At 35.7% G+C, this 17,296-nt stretch carries 17 protein-coding genes and 1 tRNA gene; 7 read left to right on the forward strand and 11 right to left on the reverse strand.

Features of this window, described 5'->3' with window-relative positions; all coding sequences use genetic code 11:
- Positions 1-91: 91 nt before the first annotated feature.
- From AQF98_RS10500 to AQF98_RS10535, 8 genes are all read right to left on the reverse strand, one after another.
- Positions 92-1,042, reverse strand: coding sequence for a D-2-hydroxyacid dehydrogenase (locus tag AQF98_RS10500; protein ID WP_200911869.1), 951 nt, complete (start codon positions 1,040-1,042; stop codon positions 92-94).
- Positions 1,043-1,045: 3 nt separating this feature from the next.
- Positions 1,046-2,110, reverse strand: a complete 1,065-nt coding sequence (gene serC / locus AQF98_RS10505; RefSeq protein WP_055131886.1) for a 3-phosphoserine/phosphohydroxythreonine transaminase — start codon at positions 2,108-2,110, stop codon at positions 1,046-1,048.
- Positions 2,111-2,155: 45 nt separating this feature from the next.
- Positions 2,156-4,579, reverse strand: coding sequence for a carboxypeptidase-like regulatory domain-containing protein (locus AQF98_RS10510; protein WP_235524210.1), 2,424 nt, complete (start codon positions 4,577-4,579; stop codon positions 2,156-2,158).
- Positions 4,580-4,605: 26 nt separating this feature from the next.
- Positions 4,606-5,277 (reverse strand): ribulose-phosphate 3-epimerase, encoded by a 672-nt coding sequence (gene rpe / locus AQF98_RS10515; protein WP_055131888.1) that lies wholly within the window; start codon positions 5,275-5,277, stop codon positions 4,606-4,608.
- Between the two features lie 87 nt (positions 5,278-5,364).
- Positions 5,365-7,500, reverse strand: coding sequence for a polyribonucleotide nucleotidyltransferase (gene pnp, locus AQF98_RS10520; protein WP_055131889.1), 2,136 nt, complete (start codon positions 7,498-7,500; stop codon positions 5,365-5,367).
- A 119-nt stretch (positions 7,501-7,619) separates the two neighbouring features.
- The gene (rpsO, locus tag AQF98_RS10525; protein ID WP_055131890.1) at positions 7,620-7,898 is read right to left on the reverse strand and encodes a 30S ribosomal protein S15; all 279 of its coding nucleotides are present in this window, start codon (positions 7,896-7,898) and stop codon (positions 7,620-7,622) included.
- A 105-nt stretch (positions 7,899-8,003) separates the two neighbouring features.
- Entirely contained in the window at positions 8,004-8,480 is a 477-nt protein-coding gene (locus AQF98_RS10530; RefSeq protein ID WP_055131891.1) for a hypothetical protein, read from the reverse strand.
- A 6-nt stretch (positions 8,481-8,486) separates the two neighbouring features.
- Complete coding sequence (locus AQF98_RS10535; protein WP_055131892.1) at positions 8,487-8,690, reverse strand: hypothetical protein; 204 nt, start codon at positions 8,688-8,690, stop codon at positions 8,487-8,489.
- A gap of 186 nt (positions 8,691-8,876) precedes the next feature.
- On the opposite strand from AQF98_RS10535, the gene AQF98_RS10540 reads away from it, so the two are divergent.
- Complete coding sequence (locus AQF98_RS10540) at positions 8,877-9,296, forward strand: thioesterase family protein (RefSeq protein ID WP_055131893.1); 420 nt, start codon at positions 8,877-8,879, stop codon at positions 9,294-9,296.
- Here the strand turns inward: AQF98_RS10540 and AQF98_RS10545 are convergent.
- Positions 9,293-10,171 carry a hypothetical protein gene (locus AQF98_RS10545; RefSeq protein WP_235524211.1) on the reverse strand — a complete coding sequence of 293 codons (879 nt, stop codon included), beginning with the start codon at positions 10,169-10,171 and terminating at the stop codon, positions 9,293-9,295. The genes AQF98_RS10540 and AQF98_RS10545 overlap by 4 nt on opposite strands.
- A gap of 209 nt (positions 10,172-10,380) precedes the next feature.
- Positions 10,381-11,013: an ABC transporter ATP-binding protein gene (locus AQF98_RS10550; RefSeq protein ID WP_055131895.1), complete on the reverse strand. Its 633-nt coding sequence runs from the start codon at positions 11,011-11,013 to the stop codon at positions 10,381-10,383.
- A gap of 252 nt (positions 11,014-11,265) precedes the next feature.
- Between AQF98_RS10550 and AQF98_RS10555 the strand changes: the two genes are divergently transcribed.
- Positions 11,266-12,690: an MATE family efflux transporter gene (locus tag AQF98_RS10555; RefSeq protein ID WP_055131896.1), complete on the forward strand. Its 1,425-nt coding sequence runs from the start codon at positions 11,266-11,268 to the stop codon at positions 12,688-12,690.
- Positions 12,691-12,752: 62 nt separating this feature from the next.
- Here AQF98_RS10555 and AQF98_RS10560 read toward each other — a convergent pair whose 3' ends face one another.
- Positions 12,753-13,736 carry a D-alanine--D-alanine ligase gene (locus tag AQF98_RS10560; protein ID WP_055131897.1) on the reverse strand — a complete coding sequence of 328 codons (984 nt, stop codon included), beginning with the start codon at positions 13,734-13,736 and terminating at the stop codon, positions 12,753-12,755.
- A 124-nt stretch (positions 13,737-13,860) separates the two neighbouring features.
- Between AQF98_RS10560 and AQF98_RS10565 the strand changes: the two genes are divergently transcribed.
- From AQF98_RS10565 to AQF98_RS10585, 5 genes are all read left to right on the forward strand, one after another.
- On the forward strand, positions 13,861-14,634 hold the full coding sequence (locus AQF98_RS10565; RefSeq protein ID WP_055131898.1) for a PASTA domain-containing protein: 774 nt from the start codon (positions 13,861-13,863) through the stop codon (positions 14,632-14,634).
- A gap of 13 nt (positions 14,635-14,647) precedes the next feature.
- Positions 14,648-15,700 (forward strand): endolytic transglycosylase MltG, encoded by a 1,053-nt coding sequence (gene mltG / locus AQF98_RS10570; protein WP_055131899.1) that lies wholly within the window; start codon positions 14,648-14,650, stop codon positions 15,698-15,700.
- Positions 15,700-16,110: a thioesterase family protein gene (locus tag AQF98_RS10575; RefSeq protein ID WP_055131900.1), complete on the forward strand. Its 411-nt coding sequence runs from the start codon at positions 15,700-15,702 to the stop codon at positions 16,108-16,110. Before mltG ends, AQF98_RS10575 begins: the two co-directional genes overlap by 1 nt.
- 2 nt (positions 16,111-16,112) lie before the next feature.
- A complete protein-coding gene (locus AQF98_RS10580) occupies positions 16,113-17,105 on the forward strand; it encodes a YihY/virulence factor BrkB family protein (RefSeq protein ID WP_055131901.1) in 993 nt (330 codons plus the stop codon).
- Between the two features lie 94 nt (positions 17,106-17,199).
- Positions 17,200-17,284 (forward strand) — tRNA-Ser (locus AQF98_RS10585).
- The last annotated feature ends 12 nt before the right edge of the window (positions 17,285-17,296 follow it).

Below are 17,296 nucleotides of genomic sequence, written 5' to 3' on the forward strand. Positions count from 1 at the left end.
GGTAAAGCCAGCACATCATCATTAGTTTATGCTTTAAACAAAAAAACTCTAGTTGTAGCTAGAGTTTTTTGTTTATTTATTAGTGAAATAACTATTTGGTAAAATGATCGATGATCAAATTTGCCAATTCTGTTCCGATACGTTCTTGAGCTTCGTTAGTAGAAGCACCAATGTGTGGGGTTAGTGATATTTTTGGATGTGTTAGGATAGCCGAAAGTGGTGTTGGTTCGTTGTCAAAAACATCTAATCCAGCAAAGGCAACTTTACCCGAATCCAAAGCTTCAATCAATGCCAATTCATCAATAGTACCACCACGAGAACAGTTTACAATACCTACTCCTTTTTTCATGGCTGCAAATTCTTCAGCACCTAAAATTGGCTTGTCTGCAAATGGCGTATGTAGAGAGATGAAATCACTTTGTGCAATCACTTCTGCTAAGCTTACACTTTTTACTGGAATATCAACCTTAATACCTCCTTGAAAAGTTAAAGGAATATGCCCATCAAAAGGATATAAATCATAAGCCAACACATTCATTCCTAAACCTAAGGCAATGGTAGCCGTTTCTCTTCCAATTCTACCAAAACCAATCACACCTAAGGTTTTACCCCTCAGTTCTATCCCTTTGGCATACGCTTTTTTCAAATTGTTAAATTGGGTAGCACCTTCTACTGGCATTTTACGATTAGAATCGTGTAAAAATCTAATTCCAGTAAATAGATGAGAGAAAACCAATTCAGCCACAGACAATGAAGATGCTGCAGGAGTATTCACCACAGCAAGTCCTTTACTTCTGGCATAGTCTACATCAATATTATCCATGCCTACACCACCTCTACCTATTAATTTTAGGTTAGGGCAGGCATCAATTAATTCTTTTCTAACTTTTGTGGCACTTCTTACTGTGATTGCATCGTAATTTAACAATGCTGTTGCCAACTGATCTTGTGCAATAGTTTGTGTATCAACAGTAAATCCAGCTTCTTCTAGTAATTGTTTCCCAATTGGGTCAATGCCATCATTGGCAAGTATCTTAATCATAACCTATTTGTATTTTTCTTCAAAAGTTTGCATTAAATCAATTAGGGCGTGTACGCTGGTAATAGGTAAGGCATTATACATAGATGCTCTAAAACCACCCACACTTCTATGACCTTTTAATCCTTCAAAACCATTATCATCGGCAAATTTAGCAAATGCTTTTTCCAAGTCTGGATTTTCCATTACAAAACAAACATTCATTCTAGAACGATCTTCAACTGCACAAGTGCCTTTAAAAAGTGGATTTCTATCAATTTCAGTATATAATGCTTGTGCTTTGGCTTTGTTCTCTTTTTCAATTTCGGCAACACCACCTTTAGATTTTAACCAATTTAGGTTAAGCATGGCTACATAAATTGAAAATACTGGAGGTGTATTGTACATTGAACCACCTTCTATATGTACTTGATAATCTAACATAGAAGGAATTCCTCTTCCGGTTTTACCTAAAATCTCATCTTTCACAATTACTATGGTCAATCCGGCCGGGCCAATATTCTTTTGGGCACCTGCATAGATCAAATCGTATTTAGAAACATCTATTTCACGGCTCATGATATCAGAAGACATGTCGCAAACTACAGGTACCTTAGTTACCGGTAAGGTAAACATCTCTGTTCCGTAAATGGTATTGTTAGAGGTACAGTGAAAATACGCACTGTCTTCTGGAATGGTATAGTCTTTAGGAATAAAGGTATAATTGGCATCTTTTGAAGAAGCCACAATATTAGCCTTACCAAAAAACTTTACTTCTTTAATAGCCTTATTTGCCCAAACACCAGTTTCTAAATAAGCTGCTGTTTTACCTTCTGGCAATAAGTTCATAGGCACCATTGCAAACTGTAGGCTTGCCCCTCCTTGTAAAAATAAAACGGAGTATCCCGATGGTACATTTAAAAGTTCTTTTACCAATTTAGTGGCTTCTGCTACCACACCTTCAAACTCGGGGGTACGATGCGAAATTTCTAAAATTGATAAACCGTCTTTAAAATCTAAAACTGCTCTAGAAGCCTGCTTAAATACTTCTTGCGGTAAAATACAGGGGCCTGCACCAAAATTATGTCTCATTTTATTTATTTTTTTATTACCGTAAATCTACCACTTTGGTATTAATTATTGATGATTTTTAAACTTTAAAATCAATTTAAAATTGAACTGTCTACCCGTTAAATAATTGGGTACTGCATACTGTACATTGTCTACATCTTTTAACCACAAATAAGATACTGTGTTATTGATATTTAACAAATTAAACACTTCAAAATAAGCAATAAACGAACTAAAATATTTATCCAATAATTTAGGTTTTCGTAGGGCAATATCATCCAAAAAATCTTTCGAAAAGCCAATATCTACCCGCTTATAGGCTGGGATATTAAAATCATCAGAATAGCGCTCACTTAAGGGAGAACCAATTGGCAATCGCGATCCATACAACATGTTCAAATGCACTTTATAGGTTGGGCTTTTCAATAGCCTATCTTGAAAAAATACTGAAAAATTAACTCGCTGATCTGTTGGACGTCTTAAATAACCCGGATAAACTGTGGTAAACTGTCCTGATGCATTTTTCTTTTGATAAGAATCTCCAATAATATCCTGATCAGCACTCATAAAAGAAAGCCTAAAATACGACACCAGATCTTTTACAAACTCTCCGCCAATACTAAAATCGGCCCCAAAAGTATTTCCTTTGGCAACAGAAGAAGAAAGATACTTGATCCTAACATTGTCAACCACATAAGGGATAAATCTTTGGTTATACTTGTAATAAGCTTCTGAGGTAAATTTTAAACGTGTGCCTAAACCATCGAAGGCATAATCAAAACCTGCAGACATATTATAAGAGCGTTGGGCCTTCTGATCGAGATTTAAACTCCCATCGTATGCCCTAATGCTGCGATACGTAGGCGCTTGCTGATATACCCCAGCGGTAAAACGCCAGATCCTGTTGTTACTTCTCGGCCTGTAAGCCAACAATAACCTAGGGCTGATCAAAATTTGATCAGTTAAAGTATTAAAACTACCTCTTACACCAATCTGTAAATCTGTATGATCTGTTAAAGAATAACTGTCTTGAACGTAAGCTGTGTAATTATTGATATTTACTTCATTTACCTTTTTGATAGACTGCTCCAGATAGAATTTCTTCGAATCATATGGTAAAATGTAACCAGCAGAATCTGTTAAATGATATTCGTTCAACTGATCTTTAAATTTATTTCTTTCTAACCTAAATCCCCACGAAAAAACATGGTTATCAAAGCTCTGATCTGCTTTGATTTCTGTGCTCATGGTTTGCGAGTTTAAGTTGTTACGGGCATAGTTTAGGTACTTGCCTACCCCTCTGTTGATTCTTACAGGCATAAAGCCTGAAGAATTGAAACCCGTTTCTAATTCATCAAATACATAGTTTCCTTCAATATCAAAACGTTCTCGTTCTCTTGTAGTAAAATAACTACTGATCCATTTGATGACCAAATTAGGTTGCGGACTAAAATTTGCGGTAATTGCGCCACCAGCTGTTCGGTAACTATCAATCTCTTGTCCGGCATAATCAATTCTTAACCTTAACTGGGTCTCTAAAGTACCAAATTGTGTTTCCCTATCTTCCGGAATTAACTTAAACTCTCCAATATTAAAACTACCTAGCGCACTTACACTAAATTTACTAGAGAAGTTATATTGATAGAGCATTTGTGCATCGCCAAAATTTGGGCTATAACTGCCTTTATTGTCTTGCTTATTCAATACACTACTATTGTTCTTGTAACGTAAACCTAGTAAAAGAAAACTCCTGTTCGACACATATTTAGAGCTCAATGACGCCCCCAAAAGCCCACTGGTTAACACCAATTGATTGCTATCTGGTCGATCGTATTTTACATCTAAAACCGATGATAATTTATCTCCATACTTGGCTTCAAAACCACCAGCTGAAAATTTTGCCCTAGTTACAAAATCGCTATTGATAAAACTCAGCCCCTCTTGCTGTCCATTTCTGATCAAAACTGGTCTACTGATTTCAATATCATTTACATAGATCAGATTTTCATCAAAATTACCTCCTCTTACACTGTATTGAGAACTCAGCTCGTTATTGGTTGATACACCTGGGAGTGTTTTTAAAATGTTCTCAAAGTTTCCCGACACGGAGGGTAAAGATGCTAAGTCTGAGATATTTATGGTACTTGTATTACTGAGCTGATTTTGCTTATTGGTAATAGTAACTTGCTCTAACTCATTGATATTTGGTACCATTACTACATTACGAGCTATCCTACCGGCTACCTTTTCGTTAATCTTTAAAAGAAAGGGCTTATACCCCAAAAAATTATATTTTAAGGTAAATGAAGTGGTTCTGGCATAAATGGTATACGTACCATCAACTGCTGTTAAGGTAGATTCTTGTTGACCTAAAACAGTAATGGTAACATATTGTAGTGGATTATTGCTTAAATCTAAAACGGTACCTGTTACCTTAACCAAAGGTTGAGCATTTACAAAAGTAAAGCCCAAAAAAAAGGTTATGATCAACAGCCGAATTTTTAGCATGCAAAGAATTAAATTTGTTGTGAACGAGCATCTACATTTTTCAAATCAGCAATCATTTGTGTTGGATTACTGCTGGCAAAAATGGCATTTCCTGCTACAAAAGCATTGGCACCAGCTTTGATTAAGCTTTCAATGTTTGAAATACCAACCCCTCCATCAACCTCAATAATTAGCTCCGGATGAATTTCATTTGCCATTTGTCTGAGTTCGATTATTTTATTAATCGCTTGATGAATAAATTGTTGCCCACCAAAGCCAGGATTTACAGACATCACCAAAACCATATCGAGGTCTGTTAAAATATCTTTCAACAAACCAACTGGCGTATGCGGATTAAGTGCCACACAGGCCTTACAACCAGCATTCTTGATCATTTGAACCACACGATGCAAATGGGTACACGCTTCGTAATGCACCGTTAAAATAGCTGCTCCACCATCCACAAATTCCTGAATATATTTTTCAGGATTTACGATCATTAAATGTACATCCAATGGTTTTTTAGCATGTGCTTTAACTGCCTTTAACACTGGGAAACCAAATGAGATATTGGGCACAAAAACACCATCCATTACATCTACATGAAACCAATCTGCTTCACTTTGGTTGATCATTTCAATATCGCGTTGCAGATTAGCAAAATCGGCAGAAAGTATAGATGGGGCAATGATGTGTTTCATGAGCTAAATATAATAAAAAGCTGCAAAGAAAAAGCCTTCCGAGATTTCGGAAGGCTTTTTTATTCAATTCTAATAAAGGAATTTGAATTATGCTTGTGTAGCTGCAGGTTTTTCAGGTCTAGATAATAAAACCTTACGAGAAAGTTTCATTTTACCTTGTTTATCTACATCTAACAATTTAACTTCAATTTTGTCGCCTTCTTTCAATACGCCATCCATAGTTTCTAAACGCTCCCAAGAGATTTCAGAAATATGTAACAAGCCGTCTTTACCTGGCATAATCTCTACGAATGCACCAAATGGCATAATAGATTTTACTTTACCTTGGTAAATAGCGCCAATTTCTGGTTTAGCAGCAATAGCGTTGATACGTGCAACAGCAGCATCAATTGCAGCTTTATTATCAGCAAAAATTTCAACGATACCTTTGTTACCTACTTCTTCGATAGAGATAGATGCACCAGTTTCGCGTTGCATTTCTTGGATAATTTTACCACCTGGGCCGATTACCGCACCAATAAATTCTTTATCGATACTTAACGACACAATACGTGGTGCATGTGGTTTCAAGTCTGCATTAGGCTCAGCGATGGTTTTCTTCATCTCGCCTAAAATGTGTAAACGACCTTCTTTGGCTTGCAATAATGCTTTAGTCAATACTTCGTACGATAAACCATTGATTTTCAAGTCCATTTGACAAGCAACAATACCATTTTCAGTACCAGTTACTTTAAAGTCCATATCTCCCAAGTGATCTTCATCACCTAAAATATCAGAAAGGATTGCATATTTACCAGTTTTCTCATCAGTAATTAAACCCATCGCAATACCAGATACTGGTGCTTTGATTTTAATACCTGCATCCATTAATGCCAATGTACCAGCACAAACAGTTGCCATTGATGATGAACCATTTGATTCTAAGATATCAGAAACGATACGGATAGTATATGGATTTTCTTCACCTTGTGGCAATACTTTTTTCAAAGAACGTTGCGCTAAAGCACCGTGACCAATTTCGCGGCGACCAGCACCTCTGTTTGGTCTAACTTCACCAGTTGAGAAACCAGGGAAATTATAGTGCAACAAGAATTTGTTGTAACCATTAATGAAAGCACCATCAATCATTTGCTCATCATCTTTGCTACCTAAAGTAACTGATGTTAACGATTGAGTTTCGCCACGTGTAAATACTGCCGAACCGTGAGCTGCAGGTAAATAACCTACCTCACTCCAAATAGGACGGATTTCAGTAGTTTTACGACCATCTAAACGGATACCTTCATCTAACAATAGGTTTCTAATGGCATCGTACTGTACATCATGGTAATAATGTTTAGCCATTGCTTTAGTTAAATCAGCAGTATCTTCAGGCATTGCCTCAAAAAACTCATTGATAATTGCGGTAAAACCTTCTTTGCGTTCGTCTTTGTTTGAACCAGATTTTGCTACAGCATAAACTTTATCATAAGTATCAGCATAAACTTTAGCTTTTAAATCAGCATCATGATCTTCGTGGTTATATTCACGTTTTACAGTTTTGCCAGTAGCTTCAGTTAATTCTAATTGAATAGCACATTGAACTTTAATTGCATCGTGTGCAAATTTTAAAGCCTCAACCATTTCATCTTCTTGAATTTCATCACACTCACCTTCAACCATGCCAATATCGTTAGCCGAACCAGCTACCATAAATTCTAAGGTTGCACGCTCTAAATCGCTAGCTAATGGGTTGATGATCAATTTACCATCAATTTTAGCTACACGTACTTCAGAAATTGGACCGTTAAAAGGAATATCAGAAACTGCTAAAGCTGCAGACGCTGCTAAACCAGCTAAACAATCTGGCATTATATTTTTATCAGCAGAAATTAATGAGATCATTACCTGCGTATCAGAGTGGTAATCGCTAGGGAACATCGGACGTAAAGCTCTATCTACCAAACGAGAGATTAAAACCTCATAATCTGATAATCTAGCCTCACGACGCAAAAATCCACCTGGAATACGGCCAGTAGCCGCATATTTCTCTTGATAATCTACCGATAAAGGTAAAAAATCTGTACCTGGTTTTGCACCAACTGTAGATACAACTGTTGCTAACAACATGGTATCTCCCATTTTAACTACAACGGCTCCATCAGCTTGTTTAGCTAATTTGCCTGTCTCAATTTCTACAATTCTTCCATCGCCTAAATCGAACGATTTTTTTATTACATTCATTTACAAATTGTTGTGGTCTATTTTTCCTCTTTTTAATAGACCTTGTTTATATATTATATTTTTGAGTATTAAATTAAAAAAGCCACTCTAAAAGAATGGCTTTTAATGATAAAAGCTTTTTATTTAATGATATCTCTAAGCTGTAAAGCTTTGATGATAGCACGATAACGAGCAATATCTTTTTTAAATAAGTAAGCCAAAATACCGCGACGTTTACCTACTAATTTTTGAAGTGATAACTGAGTAGAGAAATCTTTACGATTTTTCTTTAAGTGTTCTGTTAAGTGCGCAATACGGTATGTAAATAACGCTACTTGACCTTCTGCAGAACCAGTATTGGTTTCTACTTCGCCATGTTGTTTAAAGATTTCGGCTTTCTTTTCTTTACTTAAATACATTCTTGAATGATACTAAAGTGTGAATAAATTAATTAATTATGGCGCAAAGATAAAGTATTTTTATGGATTAACAAAAGCAAAATTAATCTGCTAATGATTTGAAAATCAGCTTTTCTTGTTAATTCTTTCTAGTTCTTGAATATCTAACTGATCTTTGATGCGATTGGTAGCCCTTTTATTGTCTATTAGATGGTTGTAATGCAGAAAGTATACTTTAAAATCATTAATCAAATCAACCGTGGCCATATCTAAGTATTCATCATATTTTTCTTTATCTAACCCAGGAATATCTGTCATCAAATCAGCATACATCCCATCATCCATCATAATTTCGCAATAACCAGCAATTATCGGCACCTCTAAAAGCATATCATATCTACCGTAACCCATTTCATCAATAGCTTCGATTAGTTTTTTTCTATTTTTAATCGTATCCCTTAAATAGATATCTAGATCACCTGTTGTACGGTTGTACCCATAACGGTTCACTGCAAAACCACCAACAATAAGGTATTCCACATCATGTTTCTCAAATGTTTGCAAAAGCAATAACATTTCTGGGCTTTCTTTATCAAAAGACATAAAAACTTAACTAATTGGCTTACTGATGATAATACCTTTACCTTGTGGTTTTTTTAAGGGCTCACCACCATTCATTTGCACTGAAATACGATTAAGTTTTAAGAGCGCAAAGAATTTTTGTGCTGCAGAACGATTTAAATACCTTTCCTCTCGTTCTGCAAGAATGCTTTCACGAGGGATATTGATATCATATATTTTTAAACGCCCCATTGTATATCAAATATACGACAAATGATACAAATATGAGTCATGAAAACATCAATTTTGATCTAAATTGATACAAATATGAGTCAAGACATCATCAACGTGATACAAATATAAGTCATTGCAAAATCTATTTGTTTCATAAATTCAAATACTCTTCCTAGTTTTCTACCTTTGCAAAAAAATTAGATCTTGGAAAAAAATCAATATAGCATATTCGAAAGCGAGTTAAATGTTCGTCCTGATGATATAGACATGTTTAACCATGTACACAACAGCAAATACCTTGATTATGTATTGGCAGCCCGTTACGAACAAATGGATAAATATTACAACATGAGCTGGGAGAAATTTGCTGAACAGGGTTTTGGTTGGGTAGTAGCTAAAGTGATCATTAATTTTAAACGACCATTAAAAATGGGAGATCAAATGATTGTGAGAACTGGAATTTTGGAAATGAACGAAAAAGGAAGCAACGTTCAGTTCGAAATCATTAACAAAACAACAGGAAAGGTATCTTCTGATGGTATTTTTGAATATGTAATGATCGACTTAAAAACCCAACGTTCTTGCAAGGTAAATGAAGAAATGATCAAAGCATATAGTATTTAAGCAATTTCCTTGAGGTCTAAACGATTGTACTTCCAAAAGAATGTAACCACTGCAAAAGAAATCAGCAATAAACTGAATAAGAAATAATGGCCAGCTAAGATAGCCAGCATACTTACAAAAAAGAAGAACAAAAGATATTTCATATACCTTTCCATATCTGCTTTTAAGAGATAGACCAACATTTGTAAACCTAACATTGTTGCCACACAGAAAAACAAACAATTGATCAATTGAAAGGTATTTAAATCACTTAGCCAAACCAGTTGGATCAATTCTGGAATAAGGAACATCATAAAAACCAGCAACCAGTAACACAACCTCTTTATTGCGCTAATTGGTAAATTCTTGGCAAAGGCTGCATAAAAAGCGTCAAATTTGATCAAATTAAAGATCAATACTGCATGACTTAAAACTACGGCAAGCAATGCAGTTAAATAGACCCGAATATCATTACCTACATCTGCAAAAACCAACAAAATCACTTTAAAACTCAGTATAGAAAACACTTTACAGATCAACAACATCATTCTTTGCTCCTTTAACAAGTAATACAAAGGCCAAGTCCAAAATGGTTTATTAACCGCAACAGCTGGAAGATTGATCCAATTTTTGACAACGTAAAAAGTAAAATTACTGAACCTAAAAGTATAAATGGTTAAAAAGGCAAGAAGTAAAAAAACACTTAAGATGGTTGCAAAAAAAGTAAAATAGAATTGATGTTTGATAGAAATTAACAACATCAAACCTGCATAACCTATAATGGGTAAAAGCAAAAAGCTATACAATTTTATCCATAACACATGCTGCTGTTTTGAAGGCATTGATGTAATGGTTTTTGCAAACTGATAATCTGCCGAAGCTAGTTTTTGTTTCACAAAAAAGACACATTTAAGCGCATACAAAATCCAAACCACAAAAAGCATCAATAAATTAATAGGTGATGAACATATGGAGATCAATAACGCATTATGAAAACTAATTAATGCATAGCCCTGGATCATTCCAAATAACAAATAGATGGCTACTAAGAACAATCCAACATGTTGCTGATAGAATGTTAAACCCAAAGACCTGATCAATAATTTCAACATCTTGTAATTTGTTTCTGCTGAATTTCGAAAACTGCCGCTATATTTAATTTTTCAAGATTTATTTCTTGATGTGATGACAATAGGAAACTTTTCCCTTGACTGGCTTTTTGTACAATCAAATCATATAATTTAGTCGCTGATACCACATCAATGGTAATCAAAGGTTCATCCAAAATGTACAGCTCAACATCACCAATAAAAGCACAGATTAAGGAAAGTTTTTTAAGCATTCCGCTCGAGTAACCACCAATTTTTTGGTTTAAAAACTCGTTAAGTTCAAAGAGCGAAGTCAATTTATCTATTTCATCTTGCTGTGCATGCCGTACCTCTTTATAAAAATTAAGGAGTTCTTTACCAGTGATAAACAAAGGATATTGAGGTTCAGCCTCAGCATAGCTGATTTTGGAACGAAATGAAATGAGGTCTTTCTTGAGGTTAATCTCATCCAATAAAACTTCTCCATTAAATGGGGTTTGACCAGAAATGATGCGAAACAGCGTTGTTTTTCCAGTACCATTGCCACCTTTTAACCAATAAATACCTGATCCGATCTTCCATTGATCAAACTGTAATACTGTATGGCTACCGTACTTTTTATCAATATGGTTTAATGTTAAGCTAGTCAAGTTCAGTTTTATGATTTTGATGAAAATAAAATAAATATGTTACAGCTATCTTTTCACTAAAATATCAGGTAAAAATTTTCTTTAAAATTAAATTTGAACCTTTAATTTTTTTTCTATTTTTGTTTTAATCAAATCTACAGAACCATGATAGTTTCAGTAGTCCGTATCCGCTAAATAGCTAGGACTCTATTCTCGATCTCAAATAACAGTTGTATTTAGTGCAGCTCATGGTTACCTTATTTAAATTTTTATATGTCACAATCTACAAAGACAACGAACCGTCTTTCTCATTTTTTTATAGTTTTAAAACAGGCGCTTAAGGGCGAAGAAACCGATTATACCAGCATTAGTATCCGTAAAGCTATTGTTCTTTTAGCCATTCCGATGATGCTAGAAATGATGATGGAATCGGTATTTGCATTGGTAGACCTTTATTTTGTTGGTCATTTGCCTGATAGCAGTCATGCCATTCAAACAGTTGGACTAACTGAATCAGTACTTACCATTATCTATTCATTGGCCATTGGCATGAGCATGGCTGCAACTGCAGTAGTTGCTCGTCGTATTGGAGAAAAAAATCCAGAGGCTGCAGCTAGGGCTGGTATGCAGACCATTGTAATTGCCATGTTCATTAATGTAATTATCAGCATTACAGGGGTAATTTTTGCCAAAGAAATTTTATTGTTAATGGGTGCTTCAGAACAGACCGCTCTACAAGGAACAACTTTTGTACGCATTATGATGGGTAGCAGTACAGTAATTATGCTACTATTCTTAATCAATGGTATTTTTAGGGGTGCAGGTAATGCAGCTATTGCCATGCAAAGTTTGTGGATTGCCAATATTGCCAATATCATTTTCTGTCCAATATTTATCAACGGTTTTGGTCCGATTCCAGCTTTTGGATTAACTGGAGCAGCAATTGCAACAGCATTAGGCCGTGGATTGGGTGTGTGTTATCAAGTTTATCACTTGGTTAAGGGGAACAGCGCCTTAAAAATTAAACTCTCTTATTTCAAACCACATTGGGAACAAATCAAAGCTATTGTTAAAATTGCCGCACCGGGTATTTTACAATTTGTAATTGCTTCATGTAGTTGGATATTTTTGGCACAATTGGTGGCCACTACAGGTGGTGATCATGGTTCTGCAGGTTACCAAACTGCTTTAAGGTTAATGATGTTCTTTATGTTACCTGCTTGGGGCTTGAGCAATGCTGCAGCCACACTAGTGGGACAGAACATGGGTGCAGGGCACATGGATAGAGCTGAACAATCTGTATTCGTTACCATGAAGTACACCGTTATTTTTATGGCCGTAGTAACGGTACTCTTTTTAACCTGTGGTTCAATTTTCGCATCGTTCTTTACTACAGATGAGCAAATTAAAAAAGTGGCGGTAGAAGCACTTCAAATTTTAAGTTATGGTTTTGTATTGTATGGAATAGGAATGGTTTTGGTAAGTGCCTTTAATGGTGCAGGTGATACCTGGACCCCAACCAAGATTAATGTAATCGCCTTTTGGATCTTCCAAATTCCTTTTGCCTATTTCTTAGCTAAGTATATGAACTTAGGTCCAACAGGGGTATTTATTGCCATACCTGTGGCAGAGGTAGGCATTACCATTGCAGCTTATATCCTATTCAAGAAAGGAAAATGGCAAAAAATGAAGGTCTAATCGATCAAACAAAAAAGGGGCTGTATGATTTAAATACAGCCCCTTTTTATATTCAGTTTCAATTAAATGGCTTCTTCTATTACTTGGGTATAAAACTCTTTTAACTCCATTCCCATTGCTGCTACTTGTTGCGGAATAAAACTAGTAGCCGTTTGACCAGGGATGGTATTGATCTCTATAAAATAAAAATTACCCGTTTGGTGCTCTAAGAAGTAATCGATCCGTACAATACCGTTGCAATTTAATTTTTGGTACACAGCTGTTACCACTTCTTCTACCCTATTCTTTTCTTCATCCGTCATTCTTCCGGGGGTAATTTCTTCAGTTGCGCCAGGCGTATATTTGGCTTCAAAATCAAAAAATTCATTTGCAGGAATCACCTCGGTTGCTGGCAACACCTTAATTTCGCCTTTGGTTTTAAACACACCTACTGAAAACTCTCTTCCTTCTACAAACTCTTCGATTAGAATCTGGTCATCCTCGTTAAATGCTTTATCCAATGCATTTTGCAGATCGTTGGCATGTTTAACCTTGCTCATACCAATGCTGCTTCCACCGCTATTTGGTTTCACAAAATAAGGCAGTTTTAACTCTTTTTTAATCGCCTCTACAGCGTAATTGGTATGTTTAAAAATTTGGATTGACTTGGCTACATTCAGATCTTTTATCCCATTCACAATTGCCTTTGTATAACCTTTATTCATGGTAATGGCCGATGTGAGTGCATTGCAAGTGGTATAAGGAATACCTAACATATCAAAATAACCTTGTAGTTTTCCGTCTTCTCCTGGCGAACCATGAATGGCAATAAAAACACCATCAAATTTAATTTTTCTACCGTTTAATGTTAAAGAGAAATCATTTTTATCAATATCTATTTTTACAGAATCAGCTGGTTCATAAAACCAACCATTTTCGGTTAGCATTATCTTATAAACTTCGTACTTTGTGGTATCGATATTTTGAGCAATAGTTGCGGCACTTTTTACAGATACCACCCACTCTCCTGTGGTACCACCAGTTAATAATGCAATTGTTTTCTTCATGGGATATTCCAAAAAATTTATGCTCAAAAATATAAATTAGTTGATGCAGATTTGATTTTAATTGAGATAAAATATTTTTTTAAGCTAAATTTGAAATATTATACATCTATCACACAAAAAATAAATGGGCAACTTTATCGAGTACCTTAAAACAAAATCATTCAGAAACAACCTCATTGCTGCAATTGGTACGGTTATCGTATTATTGCTGATCGCTTTTTTCAGTTTACGCTTTTACACCAAACATGGCGAGGGCCTAAATGTACCTGAAGTTAAAGGTCTAGCATTGGCCCAAGCTGTAAGTAAATTAGAGGAATTGGGCTTGCGTTATGAAATAGATTCGGTTTACATTATGGATAAACCGCCAGGTATTGTTACCGACCAAGACCCTGATGCCAATACTTTTGTAAAGGGAAATAGAACCATTTATTTAACCATCAATACCGCACAAGCGCCAAATGTTAAATTTCCAGATATAGAAAATAAATCGTTCAGAGAAGCACAATCTATTTTAGAAAGCTACCGTTTAAAAGTAGGTGATACCACTTATAAACCAGACGTAGCGAAAGACGTGGTTTTAGAAGCCTATTTTGGTGGACAACTGATCAAAAATGGAGAAGTATTGCCTACAGGTTCAACCATTAATCTGGTATTGGGCGATGGTCGTGGCAATGAAGAGGTAGAACTGCCCAACTTAACTGGCCTGACTATTGATGAAGCTAAATTTAATTTAAAAGGGCTAATGTTAACACTTGGCACTGTAACTTATAATGGAGCGATTACAGATACCGCAAACGCAGTTATTATTACCCAATTTCCACTAACGGCAGATACCGTTACCAAAGTAAAAATAGGTACTCCAGTAAATATTACCCTTTCTAACAAACCAAAAAATTAAGTTCAAGAAGAACATGAGCAACGAAAAAACACCAGTTAAACAAAGTACAAAAATTATCATCATCATCGCCCTTCTGATCCTTTGTGTAGGAGGATTTTTTGGGCTTAGGGTTTATAAAACCTTTTTGGCACCCAATGTAAACGGTAATGAAAAATATATCTACATTAAAACCAACAGCACTTACGATGATTTTTTAAGCAATCTTGAAAGCAAAAATATTATCAAGAACATTGGTGAATTTAAAGCTGCAGCAGGCAAAATGAATTTGGCCAACAGTTTGAAACCTGGTCGTTATGCAATTAAAGAAGGGATGAACAACCGTACTTTAATCAATAAGTTAAAATCTGGCAACCAGGATGCGGTGAAGTTGAAATTCCAAAATATTAGAAAAAAAGAAAATTTTGCAGCTTACTTGGCTAAAAACATGGAGGCTGATTCGCTAGCTTTCATCAAAGTATTGGATTCGGCAGCCTTAGTAGAAAAATATGGTTTTACTACTGAGAATGTGTATACCATGTTTATTCCAAACACTTACGAATTGTACTGGAACATCAGCCCTGTTGAGTTTTTCGAGAAAATGCAGAAACAATATGTTCAGTTCTGGAACGATGAACGCAAACGTAAAGCTGCAGCACTAAACCTAAGCCCTATTCAAGTTACCATTTTAGCTTCAATAGTCGATTCTGAAGCGCTTTACGACAAAGAGATGCCTACCATTGCCGGTTTATATCTAAATCGCTTAAATCGTGGTATTTTATTGCAGGCAGATCCAACAGTAATTTATGCCAATGACGATTTTACCGTGAAACGCGTAACCAATGCTTTGCTCAATGTCAACTCTAAATACAACACCTACAAATATGCAGGTTTGCCTCCAGGTCCTATTACCATGCCAAGTATCAATGCAATAGATGCCGTGTTAAACAGAGAGGTAAACAATTACATCTACATGTGTGCAAAGGAAGATTTTTCCGGTTACCATAACTTTGCAGAAACTGTTGCACAACATGATATCAATGCCAAAAAATATAGAGAAGCCCTGAACAAAAGAAATATCTACAAATAATGTTTGTATACGAAAGTAAAGTAAAAGTCCGCTACGTAGAAACCGACCAGATGGGTGTGGTACACCACAGTAACTATGCACAATATTATGAATTGGCCAGAACAGAATGTTTTGAAGCATGCTCTGGCATGAGTTACGAATCGATGGAGGCCGATGGGGTAATGTTGCCCATTTTAGAACTACAATCGAAATTTTTAAAGCCAGCCTTGTACAATCAGGTTTTGACGATCAAATCTATTGTTAAAGACTTACCAACAGTAAGATTAAGAGTTGATTATGAGATTTACAACGAGGCAAATGAATTGATCAACACAGGCCAAACTACCTTGGTTTTTGTAAATAAAGAAACAAGGAGGCCTTGTCAGCCACCTGAAAACTTCATGAAAAATGTAAGACAGTATTTTAGTTAATTATGAATTGGGTACACAAACAATTGTTAAAACTTAAACTCTATTCGCTCTTTATCGAGTGGACAAAAGTTTGTGTATTACCTGGTTTTAGCCCCTTACCTATCTATACCGTAGCTACTTTTTTTTTTAAGGAAATAGGTAAAGACACCTTAGTAAACAAAGCCTCTTCTCTGGCCTATAATTTTATGCTGGCCATATTTCCAGCCATTATTTTCTTGTTTACCCTTATTCCTTATATCCCAAAAAAAATTGGGTTTCAGGAAAAGCTCATGTCTTTATTGGCCCTCATTTTACCAAACAATGCATTTATTGCATTAGAAACTACCATAAATGACATCGTAAACATCCAAAATGGGAATTTACTATCCATTGGTTTTTTATTGTCCTTATTTTTTGCCACCAATGGCGTGCATAACCTTATGGCTGCTTTCAATAAGTCTTCATTGATTGTTGAAACCAGAACATGGTTAAAAAGAAGGCTCGTAGCGGTGATTTTAACGGTCATCATTGCCTTTTCTGTGATTATCTGTATTGCAGCCATGGCCATCGGAGAAATTGTCCTGAACTACCTAAAAGACGAAATCAACTACAAGGGAAATTTAACCATCTATTTGATCAATTTAACCCGTTGGACCTTGTTAGGTACTTTATATTTCATTACCGTTTCCATTCTGTACAGGTATGGTCCGGCACATGCCAAAAAATGGAAGTTTTTTAGCGCTGGCTCTTGGCTGGCCACCATTCTTGCCTTTTTAACCATATGGGGATTTTCTTTTTACATCAATAATTTTAGTGCTTACAACAAGATCTATGGTTCTATCGGCACACTGATTGTAATTATGATCTGGTTATACTTAAACTCTTTAATTTTATTGATAGGTTTTGAGCTGAATGCAAGTGTCGATCTATCCAAACGGAGTGTAAAAATTATCCGCCCCAACTTCAATATCTTTAAAAAATCGGCCCCAACAGAAGAAAAACTAGAGAAATCTTAAATTTTTATTGCTCTGTTATAGGCGCTTAGCGTCTTTTTTCAAAAAATATCCATTCATAGTTTGCAGATTTAATCGGAGTTCGTACTTTTGCAGCGGAGAGCTGGCAGAGTGGTCGAATGCGGCAGTCTTGAAAACTGTTGACTGTCATAGGTCCGGGGGTTCGAATCCCTCGCTCTCCGCTTAAAAAAGCT

Source organism: Pedobacter sp. Hv1 (assembly GCF_001412215.1).
Lineage (GTDB): Bacteria > Bacteroidota > Bacteroidia > Sphingobacteriales > Sphingobacteriaceae > Pedobacter.